28 protein-coding genes and 1 pseudogene are annotated in these 23,484 nt (G+C 42.1%); 12 read left to right on the forward strand and 17 right to left on the reverse strand.

The genetic code is table 11. The features are described from left to right. Nucleotides 1-306 precede the first annotated feature (306 nt). The 3 genes from WA1_RS03165 (at nt 307) to WA1_RS03180 (ending at nt 3,579) form a co-directional block, all read left to right on the forward strand. Nucleotides 307-1,326 carry a tRNA-dihydrouridine synthase family protein gene (locus WA1_RS03165; protein WP_017741471.1) on the forward strand — a complete coding sequence of 340 codons (1,020 nt, stop codon included), beginning with the start codon at nt 307-309 and terminating at the stop codon, nt 1,324-1,326. A gap of 393 nt (nt 1,327-1,719) precedes the next feature. After that, a complete protein-coding gene (locus WA1_RS03170; protein WP_017741473.1) occupies nt 1,720-2,358 on the forward strand; it encodes a histidine phosphatase family protein in 639 nt (212 codons plus the stop codon). 345 nt (nt 2,359-2,703) lie between these two features. Next, nucleotides 2,704-3,579 carry a GNAT family N-acetyltransferase gene (locus tag WA1_RS03180; RefSeq protein WP_017741475.1) on the forward strand — a complete coding sequence of 292 codons (876 nt, stop codon included), beginning with the start codon at nt 2,704-2,706 and terminating at the stop codon, nt 3,577-3,579. A 26-nt stretch (nt 3,580-3,605) separates the two neighbouring features. On the opposite strand, the gene WA1_RS03185 is transcribed toward WA1_RS03180, so the two are convergent. Continuing rightward, nucleotides 3,606-4,205, reverse strand: coding sequence for an S-layer family protein (locus tag WA1_RS03185; RefSeq protein WP_017741476.1), 600 nt, complete (start codon nt 4,203-4,205; stop codon nt 3,606-3,608). A gap of 4 nt (nt 4,206-4,209) precedes the next feature. Here WA1_RS03185 and WA1_RS03190 point away from each other — a divergent pair, with 4 nt between their 5' ends. After that, nucleotides 4,210-4,656 carry a hypothetical protein gene (locus WA1_RS03190; RefSeq protein WP_017741477.1) on the forward strand — a complete coding sequence of 149 codons (447 nt, stop codon included), beginning with the start codon at nt 4,210-4,212 and terminating at the stop codon, nt 4,654-4,656. Here the strand turns inward: WA1_RS03190 and WA1_RS52200 are convergent. Continuing rightward, nucleotides 4,597-4,839 carry a hypothetical protein gene (locus WA1_RS52200; RefSeq protein ID WP_081402825.1) on the reverse strand — a complete coding sequence of 81 codons (243 nt, stop codon included), beginning with the start codon at nt 4,837-4,839 and terminating at the stop codon, nt 4,597-4,599. The genes WA1_RS03190 and WA1_RS52200 overlap by 60 nt on opposite strands. 175 nt (nt 4,840-5,014) lie before the next feature. On the opposite strand from WA1_RS52200, the pseudogene WA1_RS03195 reads away from it, so the two are divergent. The 4 genes and pseudogenes from WA1_RS03195 to WA1_RS56580 form a co-directional block, all read left to right on the forward strand. Beyond that, nucleotides 5,015-5,456 (forward strand): annotated as a pseudogene (locus tag WA1_RS03195) (YrrC family ATP-dependent DNA helicase); the annotation flags it as partial. Between the two features lie 297 nt (nt 5,457-5,753). Further along, the gene (locus tag WA1_RS03200) at nt 5,754-6,347 is read left to right on the forward strand and encodes a hypothetical protein (RefSeq protein WP_017741478.1); all 594 of its coding nucleotides are present in this window, start codon (nt 5,754-5,756) and stop codon (nt 6,345-6,347) included. Nucleotides 6,348-6,678: 331 nt separating this feature from the next. After that, nucleotides 6,679-6,855, forward strand: a complete 177-nt coding sequence (locus WA1_RS03205; RefSeq protein WP_017741479.1) for an HU family DNA-binding protein — start codon at nt 6,679-6,681, stop codon at nt 6,853-6,855. A gap of 93 nt (nt 6,856-6,948) precedes the next feature. Then, nucleotides 6,949-7,257 (forward strand): hypothetical protein, encoded by a 309-nt coding sequence (locus tag WA1_RS56580; protein ID WP_158516589.1) that lies wholly within the window; start codon nt 6,949-6,951, stop codon nt 7,255-7,257. 210 nt (nt 7,258-7,467) lie between these two features. Here the strand turns inward: WA1_RS56580 and WA1_RS03210 are convergent, their stop codons facing one another. After that, on the reverse strand, nt 7,468-8,409 hold the full coding sequence (locus WA1_RS03210; RefSeq protein WP_017741480.1) for a hypothetical protein: 942 nt from the start codon (nt 8,407-8,409) through the stop codon (nt 7,468-7,470). Nucleotides 8,410-8,848: 439 nt separating this feature from the next. Here WA1_RS03210 and WA1_RS03220 point away from each other — a divergent pair, with 439 nt between their 5' ends. Continuing rightward, nucleotides 8,849-9,100 carry a TRADD-N-associated membrane domain-containing protein gene (locus WA1_RS03220; RefSeq protein WP_017741482.1) on the forward strand — a complete coding sequence of 84 codons (252 nt, stop codon included), beginning with the start codon at nt 8,849-8,851 and terminating at the stop codon, nt 9,098-9,100. A gap of 539 nt (nt 9,101-9,639) precedes the next feature. Here WA1_RS03220 and psb34 read toward each other — a convergent pair. From psb34 to WA1_RS03235, 4 genes are all read right to left on the reverse strand, one after another. Beyond that, complete coding sequence (gene psb34, locus WA1_RS54585; protein WP_017741483.1) at nt 9,640-9,810, reverse strand: photosystem II assembly protein Psb34; 171 nt, start codon at nt 9,808-9,810, stop codon at nt 9,640-9,642. A 246-nt stretch (nt 9,811-10,056) separates the two neighbouring features. Next, nucleotides 10,057-10,488 (reverse strand): Hsp20/alpha crystallin family protein, encoded by a 432-nt coding sequence (locus WA1_RS03225; protein WP_017741484.1) that lies wholly within the window; start codon nt 10,486-10,488, stop codon nt 10,057-10,059. 545 nt (nt 10,489-11,033) lie between these two features. Continuing rightward, nucleotides 11,034-11,225, reverse strand: coding sequence for a hypothetical protein (locus WA1_RS03230; RefSeq protein WP_017741485.1), 192 nt, complete (start codon nt 11,223-11,225; stop codon nt 11,034-11,036). A 32-nt stretch (nt 11,226-11,257) separates the two neighbouring features. Then, nucleotides 11,258-11,977 carry a class I SAM-dependent methyltransferase gene (locus tag WA1_RS03235; protein WP_017741486.1) on the reverse strand — a complete coding sequence of 240 codons (720 nt, stop codon included), beginning with the start codon at nt 11,975-11,977 and terminating at the stop codon, nt 11,258-11,260. Nucleotides 11,978-12,279: 302 nt separating this feature from the next. On the opposite strand from WA1_RS03235, the gene WA1_RS03240 reads away from it, so the two are divergent. Continuing rightward, nucleotides 12,280-12,777: a DUF427 domain-containing protein gene (locus WA1_RS03240; RefSeq protein WP_017741487.1), complete on the forward strand. Its 498-nt coding sequence runs from the start codon at nt 12,280-12,282 to the stop codon at nt 12,775-12,777. Nucleotides 12,778-12,790: 13 nt separating this feature from the next. Here the strand turns inward: WA1_RS03240 and WA1_RS03245 are convergent, their stop codons facing one another. From WA1_RS03245 to WA1_RS03260, 4 genes are all read right to left on the reverse strand, one after another. After that, entirely contained in the window at nt 12,791-13,192 is a 402-nt protein-coding gene (locus WA1_RS03245; RefSeq protein WP_017741488.1) for a type II toxin-antitoxin system VapC family toxin, read from the reverse strand. Next, complete coding sequence (locus WA1_RS03250; RefSeq protein WP_017741489.1) at nt 13,192-13,428, reverse strand: hypothetical protein; 237 nt, start codon at nt 13,426-13,428, stop codon at nt 13,192-13,194. Before WA1_RS03250 ends, WA1_RS03245 begins: the two co-directional genes overlap by 1 nt. A 72-nt stretch (nt 13,429-13,500) precedes the next feature. Further along, nucleotides 13,501-15,870 carry a GAF domain-containing protein gene (locus tag WA1_RS03255; RefSeq protein WP_017741490.1) on the reverse strand — a complete coding sequence of 790 codons (2,370 nt, stop codon included), beginning with the start codon at nt 15,868-15,870 and terminating at the stop codon, nt 13,501-13,503. Between the two features lie 348 nt (nt 15,871-16,218). Beyond that, nucleotides 16,219-16,518, reverse strand: a complete 300-nt coding sequence (locus WA1_RS03260; protein WP_272819400.1) for a Uma2 family endonuclease — start codon at nt 16,516-16,518, stop codon at nt 16,219-16,221. 147 nt (nt 16,519-16,665) lie between these two features. On the opposite strand from WA1_RS03260, the gene WA1_RS03265 reads away from it, so the two are divergent. Beyond that, nucleotides 16,666-17,025: a hypothetical protein gene (locus tag WA1_RS03265; RefSeq protein ID WP_148662601.1), complete on the forward strand. Its 360-nt coding sequence runs from the start codon at nt 16,666-16,668 to the stop codon at nt 17,023-17,025. Here the strand turns inward: WA1_RS03265 and phnE are convergent. From phnE to WA1_RS03290, 5 genes are all read right to left on the reverse strand, one after another. Further along, nucleotides 16,988-17,782, reverse strand: a complete 795-nt coding sequence (gene phnE / locus WA1_RS03270; protein ID WP_017741493.1) for a phosphonate ABC transporter, permease protein PhnE — start codon at nt 17,780-17,782, stop codon at nt 16,988-16,990. The two genes, WA1_RS03265 and phnE, sit on opposite strands and share 38 nt — an antisense overlap. Before the next feature lie 72 nt (nt 17,783-17,854). Next, nucleotides 17,855-18,598, reverse strand: coding sequence for a phosphonate ABC transporter ATP-binding protein (locus WA1_RS03275; protein ID WP_017741494.1), 744 nt, complete (start codon nt 18,596-18,598; stop codon nt 17,855-17,857). Nucleotides 18,599-18,701: 103 nt separating this feature from the next. Next, nucleotides 18,702-19,676: a phosphate/phosphite/phosphonate ABC transporter substrate-binding protein gene (locus WA1_RS03280; RefSeq protein ID WP_017741495.1), complete on the reverse strand. Its 975-nt coding sequence runs from the start codon at nt 19,674-19,676 to the stop codon at nt 18,702-18,704. Between the two features lie 266 nt (nt 19,677-19,942). Next, nucleotides 19,943-20,332 carry a RidA family protein gene (locus tag WA1_RS03285; RefSeq protein ID WP_017741496.1) on the reverse strand — a complete coding sequence of 130 codons (390 nt, stop codon included), beginning with the start codon at nt 20,330-20,332 and terminating at the stop codon, nt 19,943-19,945. A 79-nt stretch (nt 20,333-20,411) separates the two neighbouring features. After that, nucleotides 20,412-20,843: an NUDIX domain-containing protein gene (locus WA1_RS03290; RefSeq protein WP_017741497.1), complete on the reverse strand. Its 432-nt coding sequence runs from the start codon at nt 20,841-20,843 to the stop codon at nt 20,412-20,414. A gap of 193 nt (nt 20,844-21,036) precedes the next feature. Here WA1_RS03290 and malQ point away from each other — a divergent pair, with 193 nt between their 5' ends. Continuing rightward, entirely contained in the window at nt 21,037-22,548 is a 1,512-nt protein-coding gene (gene malQ / locus WA1_RS03295) for a 4-alpha-glucanotransferase (RefSeq protein WP_017741498.1), read from the forward strand. Between the two features lie 126 nt (nt 22,549-22,674). Here malQ and WA1_RS03300 read toward each other — a convergent pair whose 3' ends face one another. Continuing rightward, entirely contained in the window at nt 22,675-23,472 is a 798-nt protein-coding gene (locus tag WA1_RS03300) for a helix-turn-helix domain-containing protein (protein ID WP_017741499.1), read from the reverse strand. Between the last annotated feature and the right edge of the window lie 12 nt (nt 23,473-23,484).

Genomic DNA, 23,484 nt, shown 5'->3' on the forward strand with positions numbered 1-23,484 from the left:
GGATTTTCAAGCAACACCAAGATCCCCGACTTCTTGAAGAAGTCGGGGATCTGACCCAACTTAATCTCTCAATATTAATCCGTTATCATGCGTCAATTGACTATTTATGAACGACTCAATGCACTACTGCCAAAACTACAAGATCCACGCTTACTGAGTCATCGTGGCATTGGCAATGAGATTGGTTTTTATATTTTTGATTACGCTCCCTGTTACATGAACGATTGCCCCTTGAGGTTAATTGATAGTTTCCACCTTGTAACTATTTTTTGATACAGTGGTGCTTTGTCCAGCGCCCGAATCTCTATGTCTGAGGTATTGCTTCCCCAACCGCTCCATCCAGACTTACCCCTTACCGCTCTTGCCCCCATGCAGGATGTAACAAACCTCTGGTTTATGAAGGTCATTGCCCACTACGGCAGTCCTGACTACTTCTTCACCGAATATTTCCGCGTGAATGAGACCTCGCGGCTCAATCCTAATATTCTCTCGGCAATTACTGAAAATGATACTCTTCGCCCCGTTTTTGCTCAAATCCTTGGCGAAAGCATACCAGACTTAGTCAGAACAGCGCGGGAACTCTGCAACTATAATATTGCTGGCATTGACTTGAACATGGGCTGTCCTGCACCGAGAATTTATCGCAAAAATGTTGGAGGTGGATTGCTGCTGTTGCCCGAAAAAGTGGATCGGATTTTGGGAGAACTGCGGCAAGTAGTGAACGATCGACCTTTGACCGTCAAGATGCGCGTAGGTTTTGAAAATACAGATACCTTTGACAAAATTCTGTATCTGATCGATCGCCACGGTATCGATTTGCTGAGTTTGCACGGTCGCACGGTAAAAGATCTGTACCACGGGGCAGTGAGATACGATCTGATTGCTGAAGCGGTCAGACGAGTTCGTTGTCCAGTGCTTGCCAATGGCAATATTGACTCTGCGACAACTGCGCTTGAAGTGCTTTCTCAAACGGGCGCGGCGGGTGTAATGGTAGGACGTTGGGCAATTGGGAATCCGTGGATTTTTCATCAAATTCGGCAGGCTTTGCAGTCCAAACCGATCGTTCCAGTTCCTTTAGTAGAGGTACGTAACTATATCGATCGCTTGTGGAAAACCCCCACAGTGGCAACTATACCTATGCAATCGCGCTTGGGCTACCTTAAAATGTACCTCAACTACATTGCGCTAAGTGTTGACGCGAATGGTCATTTTCTGCGACAGATGCGACAGTCCTCTACCGAAGCAGAACTGTTTAACCTGTGCGATCGCGTTCTTCTTGCCGATAAACACGAGAACTTTAGCTCAGCACCTTACTCAGTACTATAACTATTGAAACAGATTAAATATGAACTTAGGACTGGACTTATTTGAATGAATTCCGCCCTTAAGTAGGTAACTCCAGTATGGTTAAAGCCAAAACTTTGACTTCCGAGCCAGCTACGTAGTGAGAGCAGATCCCTCAGTTTCAGGTGACTCAATACTGCCTTGTTGATTCGTAGACATAGCAGTAAAGTTATACTATGCCAAAAATCTCAGATTGTGAGGGACAATTGGGTTGTGGTGTTGGGGCAAGATATATCGGAGAGGAACTGGTTAAAAGTTTGTGGTTAATTAACTTTTTTGGTTGATTACTTTGTCCTGGTGTCACAGACAAAGATTGCGAGATTGATGGTATTTTATTTTTGCACACACTCGGTTATCCCAATCGCGATACAAGCTATGACACTCAATTTATATTTACTGCGACATGGAGAAACTACTTTTAGTCAAAGTGGTAATTTCTGCGGTGAAACTGATGCGGAGTTGACTTCTTATGGGATGCAGATGGCAGAGAACTTTGCCGAGGTTTATCAAAAATTGAAGTGGGAAGCGGTTTATGTTAGCCCAATGAAGCGCACAATTGCAACTGCCAAGCCATTTTGTGATGCTATCGGTATGGATATGCAGTTACGTGACGGACTGAGAGAGGGTAGTTACGGCGAATGGGAAACTTTGAGTAAATCCTTTGTCCAAGAAAATTACCCAGAAAACTATGTAAAATGGTTGACAGAACCCGCTTGGAATGCGCCCAAAGGTGGAGAAACTGCGGTAGATATTGCTAACCGTTCTCTGCCTGTAATTGCTGAAATTCAAGAAAAGCATCCCCAAGGTAATGTTTTAGTAGTTTCCCATAAAGCCACGATTCGGATTATGCTTTGCAGTTTACTGGGAATTGATTTGGGGCGCTATCGCTATCGGGTGAATATTTTGGTCGCGTCAGTCAGTATGGTTAAATTTGACGTTCATGGCCCTTTGTTAGAAATATTAGGCGATCGCCATCATCTAAGCGATCATCTTCGCTCTCGTCCGGGAACATAATAGGCATTGAGCCGAGATAAGTGCAGTCAGAGGAAATAGAGCCAACCCCTTTGAAGCATGGATGTTGGCAAATGGCTATTCTCAGGAAATCATCGACCAAATCTATCAAATCATCGACAGTTGGCTTGTACTGACCTTTCACTCTGTCCAAGCCTCGGAGCATTTTGTAAATGTGGTTGATAGAGCAACGGCGATCGCTCGGTACTCTACTTTGATTTTGGTAATAAGAAATTTTATACTTTTTATTCTCAAGGGACTCTATTTTAGAAATAAACCTTTTAATATGGTCGTATTCACCCCTAGCTATTTAGCCTAGAGTCAGTAGTAAGATTTTCTGCTCTTGAGATGATTGAATCTAGAAATGAAGTGAAAATCCGCTTAGCACAGGCAGAAGATAAAGAAGCTGTACTCGCTTTTTGCGAACATACTTGGGAAGACAGGGAAGATTACATTCATCGGGTTTGGGGTAAGTGGTTAGCAGATGAAAATGGTAAGATTTTTGTAGCTGTCATGGATAGTCAACCCGTGGCAATGATACGACTTGTCTTGATGTCGGAACGGGAAGCATGGTGGGAAGGCTTGCGGGTAGACCCCCGATATCGAAAACGCGGTTTGGTCAAGGTTTTAGAAGCATCGGTAGAAAGATATTTGGCTGAGGCAAATGTTAGTATCTCGCGCAGTGCCGTTCTTGCCAATAACGCGCTTATGAACGACATCATGGTACGGCGAGATCGTCAAAAAGTTGGTTGCTATTTTGACTACGTAGCTCCTAGTATAAATTCTTCATCCGGTCAGTTAAAAAAGTTAGAAATTTCTGATTTTGATTCTCTCAGTAAATTAATAACCATTTACCCTCACGATGAGCGAGAAGTTTGTCTGTATATCAATCGTGGTGCCAAGTGGCAGGAACTGACAGCGCAACAGTTAACACAGCGCCTTAAATCCGGTCAAGTATGGGGTTTAAAGCAGAACGATTGTTGCCAAAGTATGGCTATTCAAAGCTATCTCGAAGGTTCTAACAAAACCTTATGGATAGGTTTTGCTACAGGCGACAATGAAAGCTTACCGACTTTACTGCACGAGTTGCGCCAACTGGCATACTGTATGGGTTACCAAACAGTTAGCGGAATGTTCCCTCAAAACTCCTTTATACTTGATTCACTTGCAAGAGCTGGTTACCAAAAAGTTGAGTCTGAAGAGCTTTGGCTGTATGAATGGTGACGAATGACTTTCAATAAGTGCGATCGTCAATGTTTTGGACACTCCCGACTTAAGACAAGTTGCCCCGAACTCAGTCGATACACGCCCAGTGGTTCTACAATTGGATCTCCCTTTTGCCAAGGACGCGATGCATTCTCAGTTTGTACGTTACGGACATCTCCCGTGGGATAAGATGAAACTGAGGCATCCCCAGGACGGTTGGGTAAACCGCCAGCACCCGTGATGGTGAAGCTCCCTTCAGATTTTTGATCACTGCGGGCAATGCAGCTATTGGCAATGAGGGCGTTGGTGTCAATGGGAGTTTGCGATAACTCGCTGAGGTTGTTTTGAATGGAGCTAGTATCGGGGATAAAGATATTTCCGGATGCGATCGCGCCTGTTGCGTTGACATCTACGCGATTGTTTCCATCAAGTTTTTCCAGATTGATACCTCTTGATGCAGCTTGATAGCCAGAACCAAAAAAAGCTCTTGTGTTGAGGGTAATATTGCCACCTCTGCCATCACGGGCAAAGGCGAGGATGTCGCTGTCATCAAAGGCAATGATGGAGTTAGCAGTGATGATAATATTTCCCCCCTGGTTTTGACCACTAGCAACATCTGTTCTAATATCACTGTCATTACGCAAGCGAATGTCTTTTGCAGCGATCGCAATTTTGCCTCCTGAAGACCGAGCAGATGTAGCTGAGATAATTCCTTTATTAACTTGCAGATTTTCACGAAGTGTTCTACAGGCGATCGCAAAAGATGTTGAGCTTGAAGACAGTCGTGAATATACCGAACCAGTAGTAGGCGCGTGGACTTTTGAGCCTGAGCCAGAACCAGACGATTGTGAAGATGATACGGCAGATGTGCCACCTGTTCTGTTGTTGATTGAAACCTTGCAAAAAGCCTCATCCTGGCAAGAAATTTCTCTGGCTTTGAAGAACTATGGCTCGTACAAACAGCTTGCATGGGACGCATTAACACCATTAGAGAAGAAACGAATCACAGCCCTAACCCCAACTGAAGTCAGGAAGCTAGGTGAGGCAAAGAAAGTTGGTAAAATTATCGATATATGCTTTAATGCCTGCATCTAAATCTTGCAACGCTGCTTCCATACTGGGGTAACAAGATTTACCTTCGTAAACAGTACCACCATAACTGTAAGCTCTTACCCAGGACTTAATCTGTTGATTTTCCCCAATTTCAATCCAACCAAGTTCATCCACAAAATGACACACATTTGGGTATTTTTCTTCAAAAAATTTGGACTTTGGCATTTGTCAACAAGAAAATTAAATAATTATTGGAATATAAACAAGACTACCGAAAATTCTGCTACAACGTTCGCTTGTCGATTTTAATAGCGGTTTATCTCAAAATCTTATATAGTACATAATTACTGATTAAGAACTGTTATTGCCCGTGTACTGTGTATGCAACGCCCAAAAAACAATGTCTACTCTACCCAACTCCCAACAACAACCCAACGCAACTCCCAAGTACGAAACAATAACGGGAGTGGTAGAGCGCTTGACTTATTATTCTCAGGAGTCAGGTTACACTGTGGCAAGGATGAAGTGCAGTGGAATGTCAGAACTAACGACAATTACTGGTAACTTTGCTGACATTCAACCGGGTCAAACGCTGCAATTGACTGGTTTTTGGCGCGAGCACCCACAGTACGGCGCTCAATTCCAAGTCACTCAATACAAAGAAACCAAGCCTGCCACTTTAACCGGAATGGAAAAGTACTTGGGCAGTGGTCTCATCAAAGGTGTTGGTCCCGTCACTGCCAGACGCATTGTGACTCACTTTGGTTTGGAAACTCTCGACATCATTGAAAACCAAATCCATCGCCTCACGCCCGGTAAAAGGCATTGCCAAAAAAGTTATTAATTCTTAAAGAAATTGAATCAAAAATACCGATTTCAATGCCTTACTGGGAGAAGTTCATACCCTACAATAAGTAGTTAGGCAAAATTATTTATGTCATTGTGAGCGAAATGAAATGTAGCGAAGCCATCTCCAAAGCCTTGCGTTCGCTTTATTTTGCTTCGCTTCATTCGCCACGCTCGATGTATATTTAATTTGGCATTAGTACTTAATTCAACGCTTAATTTGGTTGGGTTACTTAGCAAAATAGACTACTTGACTCTACCTTGAAAAAATTTTTTGTTTAGGAGAAAGAATTGTGTTTAACATCTATTCCCGACGTCAAATTTTGAAGGTTGGTGGAGGCACCCTTGTAGGAGCCACTGCTGTAGGAAGCTTTCCACTTATTCGTACTCTGGCTGCTGGCAGACCTAAAACCGTACTGAGATTTCAGTTTACTATTGAGGGTGGGGAGAAAGGTTCCTTTGATTTCAACACAGCTACTGTACCCACTGATGCACTAGGAGATTTTGGTAGAGAGTTTTCATACTTTAACGCTGTTTCTGATTTCTCTTTTTCAGGACGAGATAGGGATTTGAAAAAGGAGAATGCTGGTTGGAAAGTCGTCCCTGGTCTTAAAGCTGAATTTCTCGGTCTTCCGTCTGGAACTCCTGGAGTTCTTAGCGGTGTTAATTATCCAGATGGGTGTTCAACAGGAACAGCCAATGCCTGTTCAATTACTGTTGCTGTTCTCTACTTAGGTAATCTCACAGAACTTCCTAAACTTTCTACTGACCCGAATGACTACCAACTCATTGGCATTGACTTAATCGATACCACCACTGGACAGCTCAATCGTATTGATGCTATTGACAGCAAAGTCATTGCTCTACCTGACAAAGTAGGCAATTAGATTTCACCTCTAATATGCTGCAAGATATCGATTCAGGAGCGATAAGCACTCTTTCGGCTTGCGCCGAAGCGATCGCATTATTCTTTATAAAAATTCAAGATATTTTGAAAGCTTAGTAAAAGATTCGATTGACGGACTTACATAATATATTTGATACTTTTGTGAGGAAGTTGTGAGACTCCTGTTGGTACTGAGCCGAGATAGGTGTAAAAATATGCTTCGTATACTTAGAAACTTGGTAACAATACAGTTATTGCGCGAGCGCGAGCGTACTGTTCCGTAATGCCCAACCATGCGATGATATGACAAAGTGAATAAGTTCGTGGGAACGATGTCTATTGACAAAAAGGAATTGGTAAATCGAGTCTCTAAGCGCGTTATCAAAGGAACTGGCACGGTAGAAGAAATCATTGACGCCACTATAGAAGAAATTTACGAATCCCTCAAGCAAGGTGAAAGCGTCTCAATACGAAACTTTGGCACTTTTTACGTCAGGGCTTCGCTTTGAAAACTGGGTCTTCAAATTCAATCCCGGACAAAGACTGCGTTCGTTATTTGGCTGGTCGTCTACCTACAAAGGACAATAGAAGGACGCGATTAAGTGCGTCGCCTCCTGGTTGACGTGAAGTTTTACTGTGCAGTTAACACACAAGGGGCGATCGCGGTTGCACTCCAAAGGGAGCCGAATAGCGATCGCTCTGGAGTGCAGCTCCCTTCGGAGAAAAGCGCCATCATACTTCACTCAATCATCTGGAAATTGCCATCAGCAAACGGATTCAACGTCAAAGCTACTACACTTGGTACAAACAACCTCAAGATCAGAATCTACCCATTCATAACCGCATCTACGACAGTGACAGAAAATGTTGTTACGGTTAGCCATTCTAATACCCGTATGCCACTCGTGTAATTGGGATTTGTTTTGAAAAGGAAAAGTATTTGACATTTGGTGTCAAGTTAAAAACAGCAGTTCATATTATATTTTTCCAAACGGTTGTCTCAATTAAAATCAAATCAAGCTTTCATTAGTGCATTTGTACCGCTATCATGTCTATTGGCTAAGCGATCTACATCTATCTGCGTCAAGCGCTACGCGCAATTCGTCATGCGCTCGGCGATATTACTTTAGATAAACGATCGATAAATTTGACTTCTGTTTCATTTCCGTTACAGTTCTGGTAGCTGACAATTCAGCAAAACCCGATGCCCAATCTGTATAAACTATGAGTTGACAAATCTCTATAATTATTCTTGATGAAATCATTTCATTGGGAGACTGAGAATGCAATCTAATTATATTGGATTCAGCAAAGATTTGTGGTTGCCACTGTTTATTGGCATCTAATAAATATAGGACATACCAAAATATTTTCTCAAATAATAGCTCCATTTTTCTACTCCGTAAAAAATCCGCCACCTCTTTCACGATAAGTTTGTGCATCCTCTGGTCTATCTTAGTTCTTAAAAATTTCAACTGCTGGTTTTTGTTAGCAGCAATTAATAAATCAGTGCTGTGTTTTATAATGCGTCCTTTTTCTCCTCTTAAATTAGCCAAAAATAATTCTAAATAATCTTCAATCTGCTTTCGTTCGCTAAAGAGTTGCTGACAAGTCTGATAAATTAGTTGACGATGGCAACTTCGATCTAAATTATTTAAAACATTTGACTTAAACCTTTCTATATAGAAAAATAACTCCCTTGCCACCTTTCCACCGGGCAATAAAGGATTCTTTGCCCATAGTATTTGCCAAAACCACTGTTGTAATAACTTTAATCGCTGATTTCTAGCAGATCGTGCTCTGGTTTCAATCTCAGCAATGGAATATCGCGATACACGTAATTCGCACCCTGTAACAAGGATTGGGTTTTTGACAGCACGATGTATAAATGAGGACGCTACTTTAACTTCTTTATTATGTACAATCCGATTGTGAGCAGCTCTTAAAACTACAGGCTCCGAGCAGACCGGACAATGGAGCCCCAGGAGCAGGTAATCTTCATAATTACATTCAATAGCAGCAAATAACTGTCCTCCATAACGGATAGATGCAGCATATTTCATAGACGAGAGTATTGAGTAGATTTACGCTTGTGCTGTATTTAGAATTCCCAAAGTTTAATGATCAATTAACAAAAATACTGCTTTATGTACTCTGCGCGATCGCTGCAACTCTTACATCTAAATTATTCGATTGTTATGCGGATGATTTGTAAAAGGGAACTCTTAACGGGGAACGGGGAACACCGGATGAGTATGGTGGGGGCTTTGGACCTAGGGCAACGCGTGCCAGTCAAAACTATTCTCGCCTTGTTAATACCTGTTAAACACGCTTTGAGGGATTTTCTAGGCATAGTTACACGCAAAAACTACACCAATTTTAAGTGAAAAGCTAAAGTCATGCCAAAAGCATACAAAAGTCACTTCTTCTATAAGCCTTACCTAGACTGAACTTTAAGCGTTAAACCGCGAGACTAAGAGCAGTTGAGTGGTAGAGAAAAAGATGACACAATTCACAAATCAAGAAATTATTAAAGAGCGTGTACGCCAAGCACGCCAAAGTTTTAACTTAGCACTAGTCGCCACCGCTATGTCTACCTTTATCAGTTTAACTGGTGCAGGTCTCCTGCTTACAGGAAGAGCGAATGAAGGTGCAGTTACAGCTGCTAGTGGGATGACTGCTAGTGTGCGATGCGCCCAACTTGCTAAAGATGCCAATGACAGGTTAGATAAAATTGGGCAGGCTAAGAGATGAAGGTTGAGGGGTGGTTGCGATCGCCCCTTTGCTCAAAGCGATCGCCCTACAGAAGCAGCATCGCGCTTTGTCCGTTATAGAAAAGCACAGCAGAGATTGACAAGCTCCAAGCTAAGTGAGAAGCTTTGGACAAGCGAGCCTAAAATATTAATTGAAAATCTGGTTCCAAGCGACTCATGGGGTATAAGTAGGGGCTAGGCGTATCCCACTAGTTTTTTATAAAAATTAACCCCTATGCAGGGTATATATAGGTGTTTCTTAGGGTATATTAAATCTCTTAAAACGTTATACCCCACATGACACCCAACAGTGTAAGCGATAAGGCACGCTACGGGCTGAAGTCGTATCGCGAATTTTGTGGTTCAGTCTTATTCTAACTTTTTAGGGGACGTGGAGTCAGGTTTAAGTAGAAGCGATCGCACTTGCAAAGCAGTTGCCTTTGGACTAACGCTCTTTCAATGGAAAAACCCTAGCCTTGATAGCTAGGGAGAACATGAAAACCTAAATGTCGATTGAAGTTTGAAGCGAATTCACTCGTCTTAACCAGCTGCAAAAGCAACCAGAACTAAAGCAGCGACAAGTAATGTAGCAAACACGCCTTGGATAACATATTGACGTTGCTCCCAAATTGCAGGGTATTCAGCAAACTGCATTTTAGTTTCGGTTGGATAGTTGTTGAGGACGCCGTCTTCATTAACAGTAGTATACATAGCTCTTTTCCTTGTTTGTTATCTTATGTAAATAAATATAACGATATTGTTACAAAACCTCAAGAGTGCTTGACATAGAAAAATAAATAGTATCCATAAGAGGAGCTAATAATAAGATTGTTGCGATACGGTAGTATAGCCGTTATCCCTTGCAAGCTCGCACTCCCAAGAAAAAACCCCGGTAACTCTGACTAGACCGGGGTTGAATTATCTATGTGTAAGGAAATTTATCCATTAAACAGTCAACTAAGCAGCTGGCTGTTCTAGATTAACTTTGACGACTTTGTTCTTTTCTTCTTCCTTCTTTGGCAGAGTCAGATTCAAAATACCGTCTTTGTATTCAGCAGTAACGTTGGTATTTTGAACTTTAACAGGCAATGGGATGACGCGCTGAAACTTACCGTAGTGGAACTCAGTCCGAGTGATGCCTTTGTCTTCAGTCTTAGTTTCAGACTTGCGATCGCCACTAATAGAAACAGTGTTTTCTGTCACTTGGATATCTAAATCTTTGGCGTCCATACCTGGAAGTTCTAGCTTGAGGTGAACTGCATTCGGAGTTTGAGTCAGTTCAGCAGCAGGAACTTTAACGAAGTCTCTTTCAAAGGGAACTCTTGTTTCTTCAAGCAGGCGTTGAATTGCGTTTAGTTCTTTCCAGGGATTGTAACGAATGATTGTCATAGGTATTATGAATAAGTAGAAATTGTGTTCTTGTTTGTTTGCTTTATGTTTTTATGATATGGCTAGTAAAATATTTGGATGTTCGGCTTCAACTACCATTAAATTCATAATAACCGCATAATAATTTATAACTGCACTTCTTAGGGTGCTAATCGAATATTTTAGTTCGGTAAACAAGACTTAAGAACATTTCATTTAAAACATTTTTATATATTTTGGAGCTTAGGAGAAAACTGTCACGAATTGAAGTTAGAAACTTGCAAGAAAATCCGTTATGGAATACGGATGGGTGCCGCGAGTGCTCGCAAGCTCGCCTTTGTAAGAGCATCATTGCACTTTAGTTCTGGGGACTAAGTAGCGATCGCCTGACCGTTCTGGCAAACTCCAGTATTATCTCTAAGCTGTTATTATACTTACTTTTGTTAAAATACTGGAGTGTAGAATTAATTAACCTGCACCTACTTAGTTTCACCCTAACAAGCAGGGAGGCGCTGTACAAAACAGAAAAGAAATTTGTAAGTATTAATCAAGCCTAAGAGGATGTTTTAAAAGGGTGATGCAAATGCGATCGCTGCTTCCAATCCCCAACCAATTAAAGCTTCTTTGAGCAGCCAACGACTCCCTTCTATAGTTCCACCTACCAAAAACTTTCCTTCTACCAACTCCAATCGGAATTCCGGTTCAGAGCATTCACTCAATTCAATTGATTGTGACGCACAGTGATATTCTAATGCCAAGAGTGTTCATGACTCTTAGCAGTTTCTTTGTGCTATGGAAAATGAACTTTATACAGGTCAAACAACTCACCCTCCAAGTGTTTATCTACCTTAGCACCAGCAGATGCGATCGCACCTTTCCAAGCTTCCATTGATTCTAGAAAAACCTCTGCACCCAAATATGTTTCTAGAACAGCCCAATCCAAAGCCAACGGTTTCTCTGAATTGAGAACATCAAAAACAAAATGTCCCCCTGGTTTCAGTACCCTCTTAACTTCTTCCATTACGAGTAGCCAGTAATCAAGGGGATAGTAGCAACTCCAACCTGTCGCGATCGCCAGATCGAATTGGGCGTTATCATATTGCAATTGATGAGCACTCCCCAAAGCAACACCTTTAAACAGCTTAGAATTCAGTTGAGGACCGCGACTATTCAAAATATCTCGTGCAACCGTGCTGATTTCTTGACCAGAAAAAAGAGCTTCCCACTCCCGCCAAGGATAAATTAAAAAGCTAACACCACAACCAATATCCAAACAGCGCTGATTCTTACGAGGAAGTTGTATTTCCCAAAAAGGAGAAGTAATTTTCGCGTTCAAAATTCCCGTTACCCATTCTTGATAAATCGGCATAGCTTTCACTTCTTCCGGGAGTTCTGAAGCTTCATTTTGATACTGTCGATTGAAGCGATTTGCAACAATTGTTTCGATTTCAGTATAGTCCTTATGCTCTGTAAGGGAAAGCTCAGCAAATTTAGACGGTTTCATTTCCATAGGTTCTAGATTTCACGTAGTGATGTTCATTTCCAGAACGGGCGAGGACGCCCGTACCACAAGAGAATATACAAAAGATTTTCTTGAAAACTGCTGTGTACCTGTCTAGAAATATAGGGAGTAGGGAGTAGGGAGTAGGGAGTAGGGAGTAAGAAGTTTTCATTCCCTCGTTGTGGGCGATTACCTCCGGTACGCTCTGCGAACGCCTGTGTCTATCTTTTGATAAAATAGCTCAATATATAAAGTTACTATTTAAAATCATAACTTCCCCAAAATCTAAAATCCAAAATCTAAAATCCAAAATGTTCAGACCTCAACGTATTGAACCCAGTCCCGGACAAGAGTCAGTATGGGATTATCCCCGTCCACCTCGCCTTGAGGACGTGGACAAACATATCCAGATCGTTTTTAACGACATCACCATAGCAGATACTCACAGTGCCAAACGCGTTTTAGAAACAAGCCACCCCCCTGTCTATTACATCCCACCTACAGATATTAAAGTAGAATATTTACTTCCCTTACAGCTATCGAGCTTTTGTGAGTGGAAAGGAAGTGCAGGTTATTATACAGTTCGTGTTGGGGATAAAGAAGCCCAGAATGCTGCATGGTTCTATCCCAACCCTACACCTACCTTTGCATCCATCAAAGACTATGTAGCTTTTTACGCACATCTTATGGATGCTTGTTACGTTAATGGAGAGAAAGTTCAGCCTCAACCAGGGAATTTCTACGGCGGTTGGATTACAAGTGATATTGTTGGACCGTTTAAAGGTAGCCCTGGTTCTTGGGGATGGTAATAGGACTGATGCTCTACCAAATTAAAGGAATGCCAGCAAGCCGTATTTTGCTATCTCGACTAATGAGTGGTAAACCTAGATGTAGTGATGTAGCAGTAATAATTCGGTCAGGCAGATCGGGTACAGTAGTTCTCGAAACCTTTGCCACAGCCTCAGCTACCTCATCTGTAAGATTGGCAAGTATGAATCCAGTGGTACTAGTACGTAACTCAGTATCTAGTTGCATTTTCAAGTTTGGCGAAATACGACCCTTTTCTTGTAAGTAAACCATCTCTACCAGGCAGATGGTTGGAATGTAAATGCTAATCTCTCCGCGATCGCATCGTTTAAAGATCTCATTAGCCGCAGTACCTAAGTTGGGGCTATCTTCTAAATACCAAATCAGAGCATGGGTATCAGTTACAGCATCACTCATCAAATATCCTCACGGGGAAAACCACCCCACATTTGCTGTCTTATTTCCGCAATATCCGCATCCGTGATATCAACCCCTCGCCATAACCCCCGTAAAGATTTACGCGGTTTAGCTTGAGATGCAGTTATCTCTCGCTTAATCTCGGGGGCCACTTTCTCTACCAAACGCACTTTGTCAACAAGTGAAAGTTGTTTTGTCAACTCTAAAACTTCCTCTAAAGTAACCTCTTTTGCCATTTTGCCTTGTCCTTAGCTCTTGCTAACTGCATTATGACACCTTTTTAAAATTATAAAAAATTACCTCCCGACTCAACCATTGCCATAAATCTTTTTGGAATCGTTAACGATACTTCCAACATCCAGAATCATTTGCTCAGCAACACTAGAAGCGTGTGTTTGCTTGTTTGTCGCTTGAGCAATTTCCTCTAACAACAAGTCCATTTGAGTATCGATATTCATCATCCAATCGAATTTTTCTTGAATTGCCTCTACCAATTGAGTTCCTGCTGTTATTTGCTCTGCTCCCATTCCAATAGCCTCAAATGCCTCTTGGATCTCTACCTGAATTTTTACCACAAGGCATTCAGTTTCTTCTATATTCCCTTTCAACTGCCGCATCGAACCTAAAACTTTATCTGCTAGAGCAATACGCTCTTGCTCGGTGCTGTTTCGAGTTGCTTTTAGTGCGACATTCATGGCTTGAAGATTTAGTTCGGAAATTGTATGACTCACAAGCAGCACTGTTGAGGAGAGGTTTTGCGATATCTCGTCTATAAGTTCAATTTTTTCGGCAGCTTTCACGATGACTTGTTGGATGATAATGGCACTTTTGGTTACCCGATCGATAGTTTTTTGCCCAGTTTGTACAACGTGCGCGTCTTCCTGTCGTTGGAGTTTCAATTGTTGAACAGTTGCATCGACTGCTCGAACCAAATTAGCCACAACCTGAATGCGATCGCAAGCAGATTGGACAGCTTCCATTTGTTTTGATGCTTCATCTGCTATATTTTGGATAGCTATTTGTCGCTCTCTCAGCAGTTCTGATACCTCATGCTGAAGCACTTCATTTTGGTGATACTGCTGAATAGAATTCGCTTCAACTGCTTGGTAAGCCTTTTCTATCTGATTAACCAGTCGAGCATGGTCAAGAGCAAACCCCACTTGTGCAGCCACTTGGGCAAATAAATCAATTTCTACCTGTCGCCAATTCCGGGGTTCAGAGCACTGATGGGCAATCAATAAACCAAATAACTTATCATCTTTGAGAATAGGAGCCACTAAATTTGCCTTCACAGCAAATGGTTCTAGTTGACCGATATGACAAGGACTCAAACCCGCTTCATAAATATTGTTGGTTGCTTGAACTCGCCCTGCTTGATACTGGTCTACATAGCCCTCTGCAAAACAAGGGTCTTTAATATTAGCTCGCAAAGCTTTGGGAAAACCTGGAAGCACCGATTCTGCAAGGACAGTTCCATACCAATCTTCGTCAAAGCCAAACACAATGACTCGGTCAGTTCTCAGTTCCTTGCGAGTTTCTTCCACGGTAGCTTTGAGAATATCCTCTTCATGCAGGGATGCACGAATGCGTCGGGTAATGTCGATAAATACCTGACGCCGATCTGCTTTTTCATCCACCTGTTCTAACAACCTAGCACGGTCAAGCGCAAATCCAACCTGAGACGCCAACTGGGTAAATAAATCAATCTCAGGCTGTTGCCACAAGCGAGGACCGGAACACTGATGGGCAATAAATAAACCGTATAGCTGGTTGTTTGTAATAATTGGAGCAATTAGATTTGCCTTAACAGCAAATCGTTCTAGTAGACCAATGTGGCAATCATTTAGACCTGCTTGGTAAATATTGTCAGTTGCGCGAACGCGACCCTGAAGATATTTTTCTACATAACTTTCAGCAAAACAGGGGTCGTGTATTGTTGACCACAAAGCTTTTGGCCAACCAGATGCTACCGATTCTGCTACAAAAGTGCCATCCCAGTTTGCATTAAAGCGAAAGACACTCACACGGTCAGTTTTAAACACTTGGCGAACTTCCTCAACCGCAGTTCTTAGAACCTCTTCTTCAGAACGCGCTCCCCAAATTCGGTGGCTAATGCCTATCAATAGTTGTGAGAGTTCGGCTGCTACTTCCTGTTTCCACAGCAATTCTGGAAGTTGGTCTTCTATTGATTTTAGATTTGCTCCTAACGCGACCAGTTCATCTTTTCCACCTGCGCGATCGCGAGTACTCATCTCTTCTCGAAACAGCCGATTCACAACAGCCGTAGAAGTTTCTGCAGCATTGAGAACTTCACGCAGGGCGCGATTTATGAGAAAAGTCGCGATCGCACCTGCTGATAATGCTGTTACAAGAGTTCTCATCAGTAAGACTTGTCTTTGACGCTCTAGTTCAGACTTTACTGCATTTTGAGCTTGTCCTGCTTCGCTGCTTTGCTGCTGAGCCAACTGACTGCTCAAATAAGTAGATGTACCAACTGTCAGTACGGGAAACACACTTACAATTAGTGATAAAGCCATTGCTTTATGCTTCAAACTCCATGCTTGCCTTTTTTTTCCTGAAGGAAGCGCTGGTGGCTTGCCGTTATTAGTAGCCTTGCCACGAAAATTTCTGGAAATAGTTTCACTGGTACGAGGTTGAGGAGAGGGAGTTTGAGTCATGAAGAGTTTTCTATTATCTCATAGGCTAGGTAGATAGTAGATGCTTACGATAAAGAGTTTTAAGAATTGCAGAAATATGTATGGACGTAAAATTACTGACGCCATTTTAATATGTACGCAGTATTTACCGAAGCGTCAGGATAAAAATATTTAACCAACGGCACAAAGGGGATAATATTTTGGATTGAGAATGCTTTGCTTAAACCGCAGTAGATAACTTACTTAAGTTTTGTAAATTTTTAGTGTTCTAACCACTATCAAAGGAAAGATAAATTGTAAATTTTTAGTGTTCTGACCACTACCAAAGGAAAGATAAATACTTTAGCCTTTAGGTAGATGACAAAAAAATTAATATAATTGTCTTTGAAGACTTAATTCTCTATTAACCATAACAATACCTAAATTCTTTTGACTGTTCCAAAACCATAGTTGACCTAATAAATCAAAGTTACGATTTCCCGTTTCTCCCCCAGTCGGTGCTATGATAACCAATTCTCCAACAGCCGTTAATTCCAAACGCAACTCTTGATTCACAGCAACAATCTGCTCAAATTCCTCATCCGTAAATTTGAGATTAGGAGGTAATTGTAAAGTTAAAGCAGTATATTCTGCACTAGTATGTAATTTGTTTGATTTTAAAGATGGGATCAATTGATGCCAATTTGAAAATTTTGAGAATAAAATGATTGTCAGCTTTCAATACTACTCGGATAAGCAGAAATTAGAACCCCGGTTTCGCACTTATTTACCGAGGTTCTGAGATATCAAATACCGTTAACCGAGCAGTATTGAAAGTTGGCTAATATAATGGTCAAAGAAACCGGGTTTCTGTTCCGGCTTATCCGAGCAGTATTGGATGTTGTAGTCTTAGCTACAGAACTCTTAGCAAAAGCGATAGAGTGGGAGACCAACGATTGTGAAGAAGCTGTTACAGGTATCCAACGCAATACTACTCGAATAAGAATTTTTGTGGGTTGGGATCATCGTGGAGAAACTCAACAAATGCCTGTAAATGTTGGGTTTCGTTCCTCAACCCAACCTACGTATTTTCGGATTTTTACACAAAACCTACGCAGTATTGAATTGACTACTACGCGAGCAAGAACTACAACCATAGCTACATCGAATCCAATCGCTGACGTAATTTGCTGCTAAGAGCATCAATTATAGTAACGACAACTGACAATATTAATATCATGGTGGTTGCCTTGGTGTACTCAAATCCGTCGATATAACTCTTCAATTCAAAACCAAAACCACCTGCACCGACTGCACCAAGAACTGATGCTGCTCGGATATTATACTCAAACATCCACAAGGTATAACCTAATATTAAAGGCAGCACTTGAGGTAATAAACCATATTGAGCAATTTGTAACCGAGACGCACCTGCAACTTGCAAAGATTCTATAGAACGGGGATCGACAGCTTCAATCGCTTGTTGATAAAATTTGGCTAGATAACCAATAGTATAAATTCCCAAAGCTAAAGTTCCTGCAAGAGGACCTAGCCCAGTTGCAGCTACAAATAACAAACCAAGAATAATTGAGGGAACAGAACGAACAGCATTTTGCAGAAAATTAGCCAACCATCGCAGCCACAGAGGAGCTACATTACGAGCACTCGCAACAGCAATAGGCAAAGACAGTAATGCTCCAATAGTGGTTCCCAACACAGACATTTGTACAGTTTCTACCAGTGCTTTGGCTGTTTTGTACAAAATATCCCAACTGGTATTTGGGGGAAATAACCGTGAAATAAAGTCAATGATGTGGAACCAGCTATCTTTTAGTAGTTGAAAATCTACTTTCAGACCTTGCAACGCCCAACCATAAATTACAATAACAATACATAGAATAACTAAGCCACTTAGCCAAGAAAAGCGTTTCCAAAGACGAGAAATATTTTTCATAATTAGCGATAGGGTACTGGGGATTGGAGATTGGGGATGAGAATTGAAAACTCAGTCCCCAGTTACCAGTCCCTAGTTCCTGATATTTCCTTGAGCAAATGTAGCTCGTAAGCTGTTATCGCAGCACCCGTCATAAACCACACGTCCAGCATCCAAAATAATCGCTCGTTGTGCGTACTCTGCTGCGACTCCCAAATCGTGCAAAACTGTGACAATTGTCATTCCCTGCTCGGAGTGGAGTTGAGCTAGAGTTTCCATCACTTGTTTGGACGCCATAATATCCAAGCCCGTGATAGGTTCATCTGCTAGGAGAATCTCTGGCGATTGAATTAAAGACCTAGCAATTGCTACTCTTTGTTGCTGTCCACCGCTTAAATTACCAGTTTTTTGATAAGCCTGTTCTCTCAAACCTAACTGTTCTAGCAGTTCTAAAGCTTGACGACGATCGCTTTTAGGAAACCCAAACAGTGTTTGCCAAGTTGTCCTCACGCCAAGACGTCCGCACAGTACATTTTCAATCGCTGATAACTGGCGAATTAATCCCCCACCCTGAAACAACATTCCCACGTTACGCCGAATAGTCGGCAGCGTGCGAGAATTTAATGGCACACCATCGACGTGAATTGTTCCCCGTGAAATTGGAACTAACCCAACTAGCGATCGCAACAAAGTAGACTTCCCCGCACCATTAAGCCCTAACAGCACAACAAATTCACCGCGATTAATTTCAAAATTAACCTGGTTTAAAATGGGACGGTTCAACGTCGTGGAATAAGCTGTTTCTACGTTTTGACAACGAATTACTGATTGGATCATAAGCTAATTGGGGAGTGGTGAGTGGGGAGTGGTAATTACTAATACTTTTTCATAACTAAAATCCCTACTCCCTACTCCCTACTCCCTACTCCCTATTCTGAGATTATGGTTCAACTCCCGCATTCTTTAGGGCTTCACGAATTGGTTTTAAGTGAGCGTCGTGATTGATTTTTACTAATTCTGTGGAGTTATAGAGGTTGCGTAGCATCTGGTTGTTTTGTGGCTCGTTCAGCTTGAGCATAGCAGTGATGATTTTTTCTCTTGTAGCTGTAGGAACATCATCATCAATAGCTACGCCGTGTGCTGGAACACCGGGAATTTTGTAAAGAACTCGTAGTTGATTTTTTTCGGCTTCAGTAATATACGGGGCATTCATAGCATATTCTGATACTGCCGCTACATCGGCTTGACCGCGTAAAACGGCTTGCAGGGCTTTGCTGTAATTGCCACCATAACTTACCTGACCGAAGAAGCTGTCGAGGCGATCGCGATTCGGTACTAGTTTTTGCTTAACCATCTCACCCACAGGGAAAATAAACCCTGAACCAGAAGTGGGCGAGGTAAAAGCCATTTTTTTACCGCGCAGCTGTTCCAAGGTAGCTTTACCTGAAGTCAAAGTTTTCAGAGAGCTATCTTTAGGAACAACAAACACTGAATTATAAGTGTATTTTCCCGAATAAGTTGGGCGTACTTCAGCCAAATACAAGCGAGCATTTGCCAATTGCTCGGCTTTCAAAGCAGGACGGCTGCTTAAAAAAGCGACATCTGCCTTATCTCCTCTCATCGCTTCTACTGCTGCGGTATCATCACCAACTAGAGCTTCAACAGGCATTCCTACTTCTTTGGATAGAAACGCTGCTACAGCATTCGCTTTAGTTTGCAAGTCTGTAGAATCCGATCTACTTGGAAAAATAATTTTTAAAGACTGTTGTGCTGTCTGAGCGAGTAGAGTTGCTTGCTTGCGTTCGGGCTTTGAGTTAGCAACCGCTTGCAAACTCCCAAAGCTACCTGCGACTAGACTAGTTAGAGCTAGGAATGCTGCACTCGCTCCTAGCAGACCCTTTTGCCTCACACTCATTTGCTGCTCTCCATCAAAAAACTTTCTTATTAATTTTGAAATTCTATCTCAATAAGGTTCTTATTAAGAAAGACTATTATTAAGATTCAAGCTTTTTGCCACAAAAGTCAATAGATAATCTCGAGCCGCTTTCTTAAAGAATTGGTTATATGAGTAGCTTGACTAAATATTTTTTTTATGTATTATGAGTCATAATCTTTTTTAATAAAAATTTTGGTTAAGATACCCGACTTCTTGAAAGAAGTCGGGTATCTGGCAAATCAGCCCTAAATTACAGCAATACACTCAATCTCTACCAAAACATCTTTAGGCAAACGCGACACTTCAACACAAGCACGGGCTGGAGCTGAGTCTTCCGAGAAATATTTGGCATAAACTGCATTCATAGCAGCAAAATTATTCAGATCGGACAAAAATACAGTTGTTTTCACCACATTTTCAAAAGTAGCACCTGCGGCTGTGAGAATAGCATCAATATTAGCCATAACCTGCTCAGTTTGCTTTGCTATATTATTGGTGTAAAGAACATCACCAAGTTGGGGATCGATGGGAATTTGCCCAGCAACAAAAATCATTTGACCAGAGGCAATAATTGCTTGATTGTATGGTCCTACTGGTGCGGGTGCTTTATCGGTACGAATTACTTGACGAGCCATAGAGATTTTGGATGAGTGGATTTTGGATGAGTGGATTTTGGACAAATTTTTCCATCTGGCATTATCGCACCTTTAATCCCTAACCTAACCGGGGACGTATTCCATAATGCCGAAAGTGCCAATAATCGCGCAAAATCTTATCGTGGTCAAAACATAAGTTTTCAGGTACTCGCCAAGACTCAAAAATGCCTATACCCTTAGCATCATCCCCCGCCTGCGGTTCACCAGTCGCCGTCGCCAAAAACACAACACTAAGAGTGTGCTTGCGCGGATCGCGACTGGGGTCAGAATACACCTGAAATTGTTCGAGCAACTCCACCTGCAAACCAGTCTCTTCCAAAGCTTCGCGTTGCGCCGCCACCTCAACAGATTCGCCGTAATCTACAAAACCACCGGGGATAGCCCAGCCAAAAGGTGGATTATGTCGCTCAATTAACACTATTGGTCGATGAGGACGGTCTACCAATTCAATGATGATATCAACTGTTGGAACAGGATTTCGGTAATTCATGGTTAATGGTTAGTGGTTAGTGGTGTAGGACAGGCGTCTCGCCTGTCATCGTGAATGGTTAGTGGTTAATGGTATCAACTAACAACTAACAACTAACAACTAACAACTAACAACTAACCACTAACAACTAACACTGTTAACTGTTCCGTGGTAAATTCGATGCGATCGCTTTCTTGTTAACAACAGGTTAAGTATGCCTTTTCCCAGATCAAGTGGTATTCTATTACACCCTACCTCGTTTCCCGGTCGATTTGGCATTGGGGATTTAGGCTTAGAAGCCTATCAATTCATTGATTTTCTTAGAGACAGTTGTCAGCAATTTTGGCAAGTTTTGCCTCTAGGACCGACTGGTTACGGTAATTCTCCCTATGCTTGTTACTCAGCATTAGCTGGTAACCCCTTCCTCGTTAGCTTAGAAAAAATGGTAGAACAGGGCTTACTCGTTGAAGAAGACTTTGCTCATCTACCAGGATTTGAGCGATCTAAGGTAGACTACGAAAAAGTCATACCAATTAAGCTCGAGCTGTTAAGGAAAGCCTGTGAAAATTTTAAAAACAGAGCAACTCCCTTGCAGCAAACAGAATTTGCTGGTTTTTGTGACAGCAAAGCTTACTGGTTGGATGATTATGCCCTATTTATGGCACTCAAAGGTGCTAATGGGGGTGTAAGCTGGCATAAGTGGGAGCCAGAACTTGCCAAACGCGTACCATCCGCATTAGATCGGGCTGGACGAGAACTTACTGGAGAAATTTTTTTCCACAAATTCACCCAGTATGAATTTTTCCGCCAATGGTCTGAATTAAAAACCTACGCCAACATGAGCGGGGTTCAAATTATTGGCGATATTCCCATTTATGTAGCTCACGATAGTGCTGATGTCTGGTCTCATCCCGATATTTTTTGCCTGGATGAAGAGACAGGAGAAGCGGCGCTGATGGCAGGAGTTCCACCCGATTATTTCAGCGAAACCGGACAGTTATGGGGTAATCCAGTCTATAACTGGGAGGAACTGAAAAAACAAGACTATAATTGGTGGGTTGGACGCTTTCAGGCGCTGCTTGACTATGTCGATGTGATTCGTATTGACCACTTCCGAGGGTTTGAAGCTTACTGGGCTGTACCCCAAGGGGAAGAAACTGCCATCAATGGAGAGTGGCTCAAAGCACCTGGAGAAGAGTTGTTTGAAGCGATTAAACTGAGGTTGGGTAAGCTCCCCATTATGGCAGAAGATTTGGGGTTAATTACACCAGAAGTGGAAGCGTTGCGAGACAAATATGAATTCCCTGGAATGAAGATTTTGCAGTTTGCCTTTGGTAGTGATGCAGGCAATCCATTTTTACCATTCAACTACTCGCGCAATTTCATTGTCTACACTGGAACTCATGACAATGACACAACCATTAGCTGGTTCAATCAAGCGACAGAGTACGAAAAGCAGTACGTGTTGAACTATTTAGGTTGTCTCAGCCCTGAAGGTATTCACTGGGATTTCATTCGACTCGCTATGAATTCTGTGGCAAATCAAGCCATTATTCCATTACAGGATGTCTTGGGATTGGGTGGTGAAGCGCGGATGAATTTCCCAAGTAAAGCTGAAGGAAACTGGGACTGGCGTTGTACCTCAGGTAGTTTAACTAAAGAAGTGAGTCAGCGCTTGCAAACTCTCACTCGGCTGTCCGGACGCAGCCCTCAAGGGAAATCTTGAGGAGGGAGTAGGGAGTAGGGAGTAGGGAGCAGGGAGCAGGGAGCAAGGGAGACAATAAGGAATAATTAATCCCCAATCCAAAATCCAAAATCCCCATTCCCCATTCCCCACTCCCCACTCCCAATTCTAAGAAGGATTCACAGCAGCGATGGTGACTTCCTTAGCTGTTCCTGGTTCTCCCAATTGCTTGGCTTCCTCTTTGTTAACGCTCACAAGTACGCCACCAGCATTTCCGGCTTTGACGGTGAGTTGTTCTTGGGCTTTCCAAATGCGGTGAGTTCCCTCTGGTAGCTCACCCTCGTACTGAATTTTGCCATCAGCGACGACTTTGATCCAAGATTTCTCTTTCAAAGTTACACCAATTTGTACCTGCTGACCTTCATTATAAGACTGGCTAAATGTTTGAAGTTGTACATTTTTATTTTGTGTCAGATGTGATTCCAAAACACGGGCTTTTTGTACCTTTTGGTTATTTGGGCTGCTACTTGCTTGCAAAGTCGCTGTATTTAAAAATTGCGACAAGCCACTGATGGAACCAAAAATGACAAATATGTAGAGTACGTAGAGATGAACGGGACGTAATTGATCTGATGTTGTTTTCCAAATGGGCTTGAAATTGACTCGATTGGTACCAATTGGGTAACTGCTGGAGAATTGCACTCCATGAAAACCAAGGGCATCGGCATATTGCCGGATTAAACCTTGGGTATATACTGGCTCTGGCAGTTCTGATAAGTTACCTTCTTCGATCGCCTGCAGTAATCTTCGGGAAATCTTTGTGACAATAACCATTTCCTCTAGGGATAAACCCTTTTCCAAGCGCCGCGTCCAAAGCTGAGCACCCATTTCTGCTAAGACTTCGGCTCGTTGCTGGTCTGGTGAAGGTGTTGATTCTCGTTTATTTTTTCTTTTTAACCACTTCATAATCCTGTTACA

The organism is Scytonema hofmannii PCC 7110 (assembly GCF_000346485.2).
GTDB lineage: Bacteria > Cyanobacteriota > Cyanobacteriia > Cyanobacteriales > Nostocaceae > Scytonema > Scytonema hofmannii.

Bases quoted from the DNA above. Each gene is read 5' to 3' on its own strand.
- WA1_RS03165 (WP_017741471.1), top strand. From the start codon at position 307: ATGTCTGAGGTATTGCTTCCCCAACCGCTCCATCCAGACTTACCCCTT.
- WA1_RS03300 (WP_017741499.1), bottom strand. From the start codon at position 23,472: ATGAAGTGGTTAAAAAGAAAAAATAAACGAGAATCAACACCTTCACCA.
- WA1_RS03225 (WP_017741484.1), bottom strand. From the start codon at position 10,488: ATGACAATCATTCGTTACAATCCCTGGAAAGAACTAAACGCAATTCAA.
- WA1_RS52200 (WP_081402825.1), bottom strand. From the start codon at position 4,839: ATGCCAAAGTCCAAATTTTTTGAAGAAAAATACCCAAATGTGTGTCAT.
- phnE (WP_017741493.1), bottom strand. From the start codon at position 17,782: ATGAAAAATATTTCTCGTCTTTGGAAACGCTTTTCTTGGCTAAGTGGC.
- WA1_RS03190 (WP_017741477.1), top strand. From the start codon at position 4,210: ATGTCTTTTGCAGCGATCGCAATTTTGCCTCCTGAAGACCGAGCAGAT.
- psb34 (WP_017741483.1), bottom strand. From the start codon at position 9,810: ATGTATACTACTGTTAATGAAGACGGCGTCCTCAACAACTATCCAACC.
- WA1_RS03240 (WP_017741487.1), top strand. From the start codon at position 12,280: ATGTTCAGACCTCAACGTATTGAACCCAGTCCCGGACAAGAGTCAGTA.
- malQ (WP_017741498.1), top strand. From the start codon at position 21,037: ATGCCTTTTCCCAGATCAAGTGGTATTCTATTACACCCTACCTCGTTT.
- WA1_RS03285 (WP_017741496.1), bottom strand. From the start codon at position 20,332: ATGGCTCGTCAAGTAATTCGTACCGATAAAGCACCCGCACCAGTAGGA.
- WA1_RS03210 (WP_017741480.1), bottom strand. From the start codon at position 8,409: ATGAAATATGCTGCATCTATCCGTTATGGAGGACAGTTATTTGCTGCT.
- WA1_RS03220 (WP_017741482.1), top strand. From the start codon at position 8,849: ATGACACAATTCACAAATCAAGAAATTATTAAAGAGCGTGTACGCCAA.
- WA1_RS03250 (WP_017741489.1), bottom strand. From the start codon at position 13,428: ATGGCAAAAGAGGTTACTTTAGAGGAAGTTTTAGAGTTGACAAAACAA.
- WA1_RS03275 (WP_017741494.1), bottom strand. From the start codon at position 18,598: ATGATCCAATCAGTAATTCGTTGTCAAAACGTAGAAACAGCTTATTCC.
- WA1_RS03180 (WP_017741475.1), top strand. From the start codon at position 2,704: ATGATTGAATCTAGAAATGAAGTGAAAATCCGCTTAGCACAGGCAGAA.
- WA1_RS03245 (WP_017741488.1), bottom strand. From the start codon at position 13,192: ATGAGTGATGCTGTAACTGATACCCATGCTCTGATTTGGTATTTAGAA.
- WA1_RS03235 (WP_017741486.1), bottom strand. From the start codon at position 11,977: ATGGAAATGAAACCGTCTAAATTTGCTGAGCTTTCCCTTACAGAGCAT.
- WA1_RS03205 (WP_017741479.1), top strand. From the start codon at position 6,679: ATGTCTATTGACAAAAAGGAATTGGTAAATCGAGTCTCTAAGCGCGTT.
- WA1_RS03170 (WP_017741473.1), top strand. From the start codon at position 1,720: ATGACACTCAATTTATATTTACTGCGACATGGAGAAACTACTTTTAGT.
- WA1_RS03290 (WP_017741497.1), bottom strand. From the start codon at position 20,843: ATGAATTACCGAAATCCTGTTCCAACAGTTGATATCATCATTGAATTG.
- WA1_RS03255 (WP_017741490.1), bottom strand. From the start codon at position 15,870: ATGACTCAAACTCCCTCTCCTCAACCTCGTACCAGTGAAACTATTTCC.
- WA1_RS03280 (WP_017741495.1), bottom strand. From the start codon at position 19,676: ATGAGTGTGAGGCAAAAGGGTCTGCTAGGAGCGAGTGCAGCATTCCTA.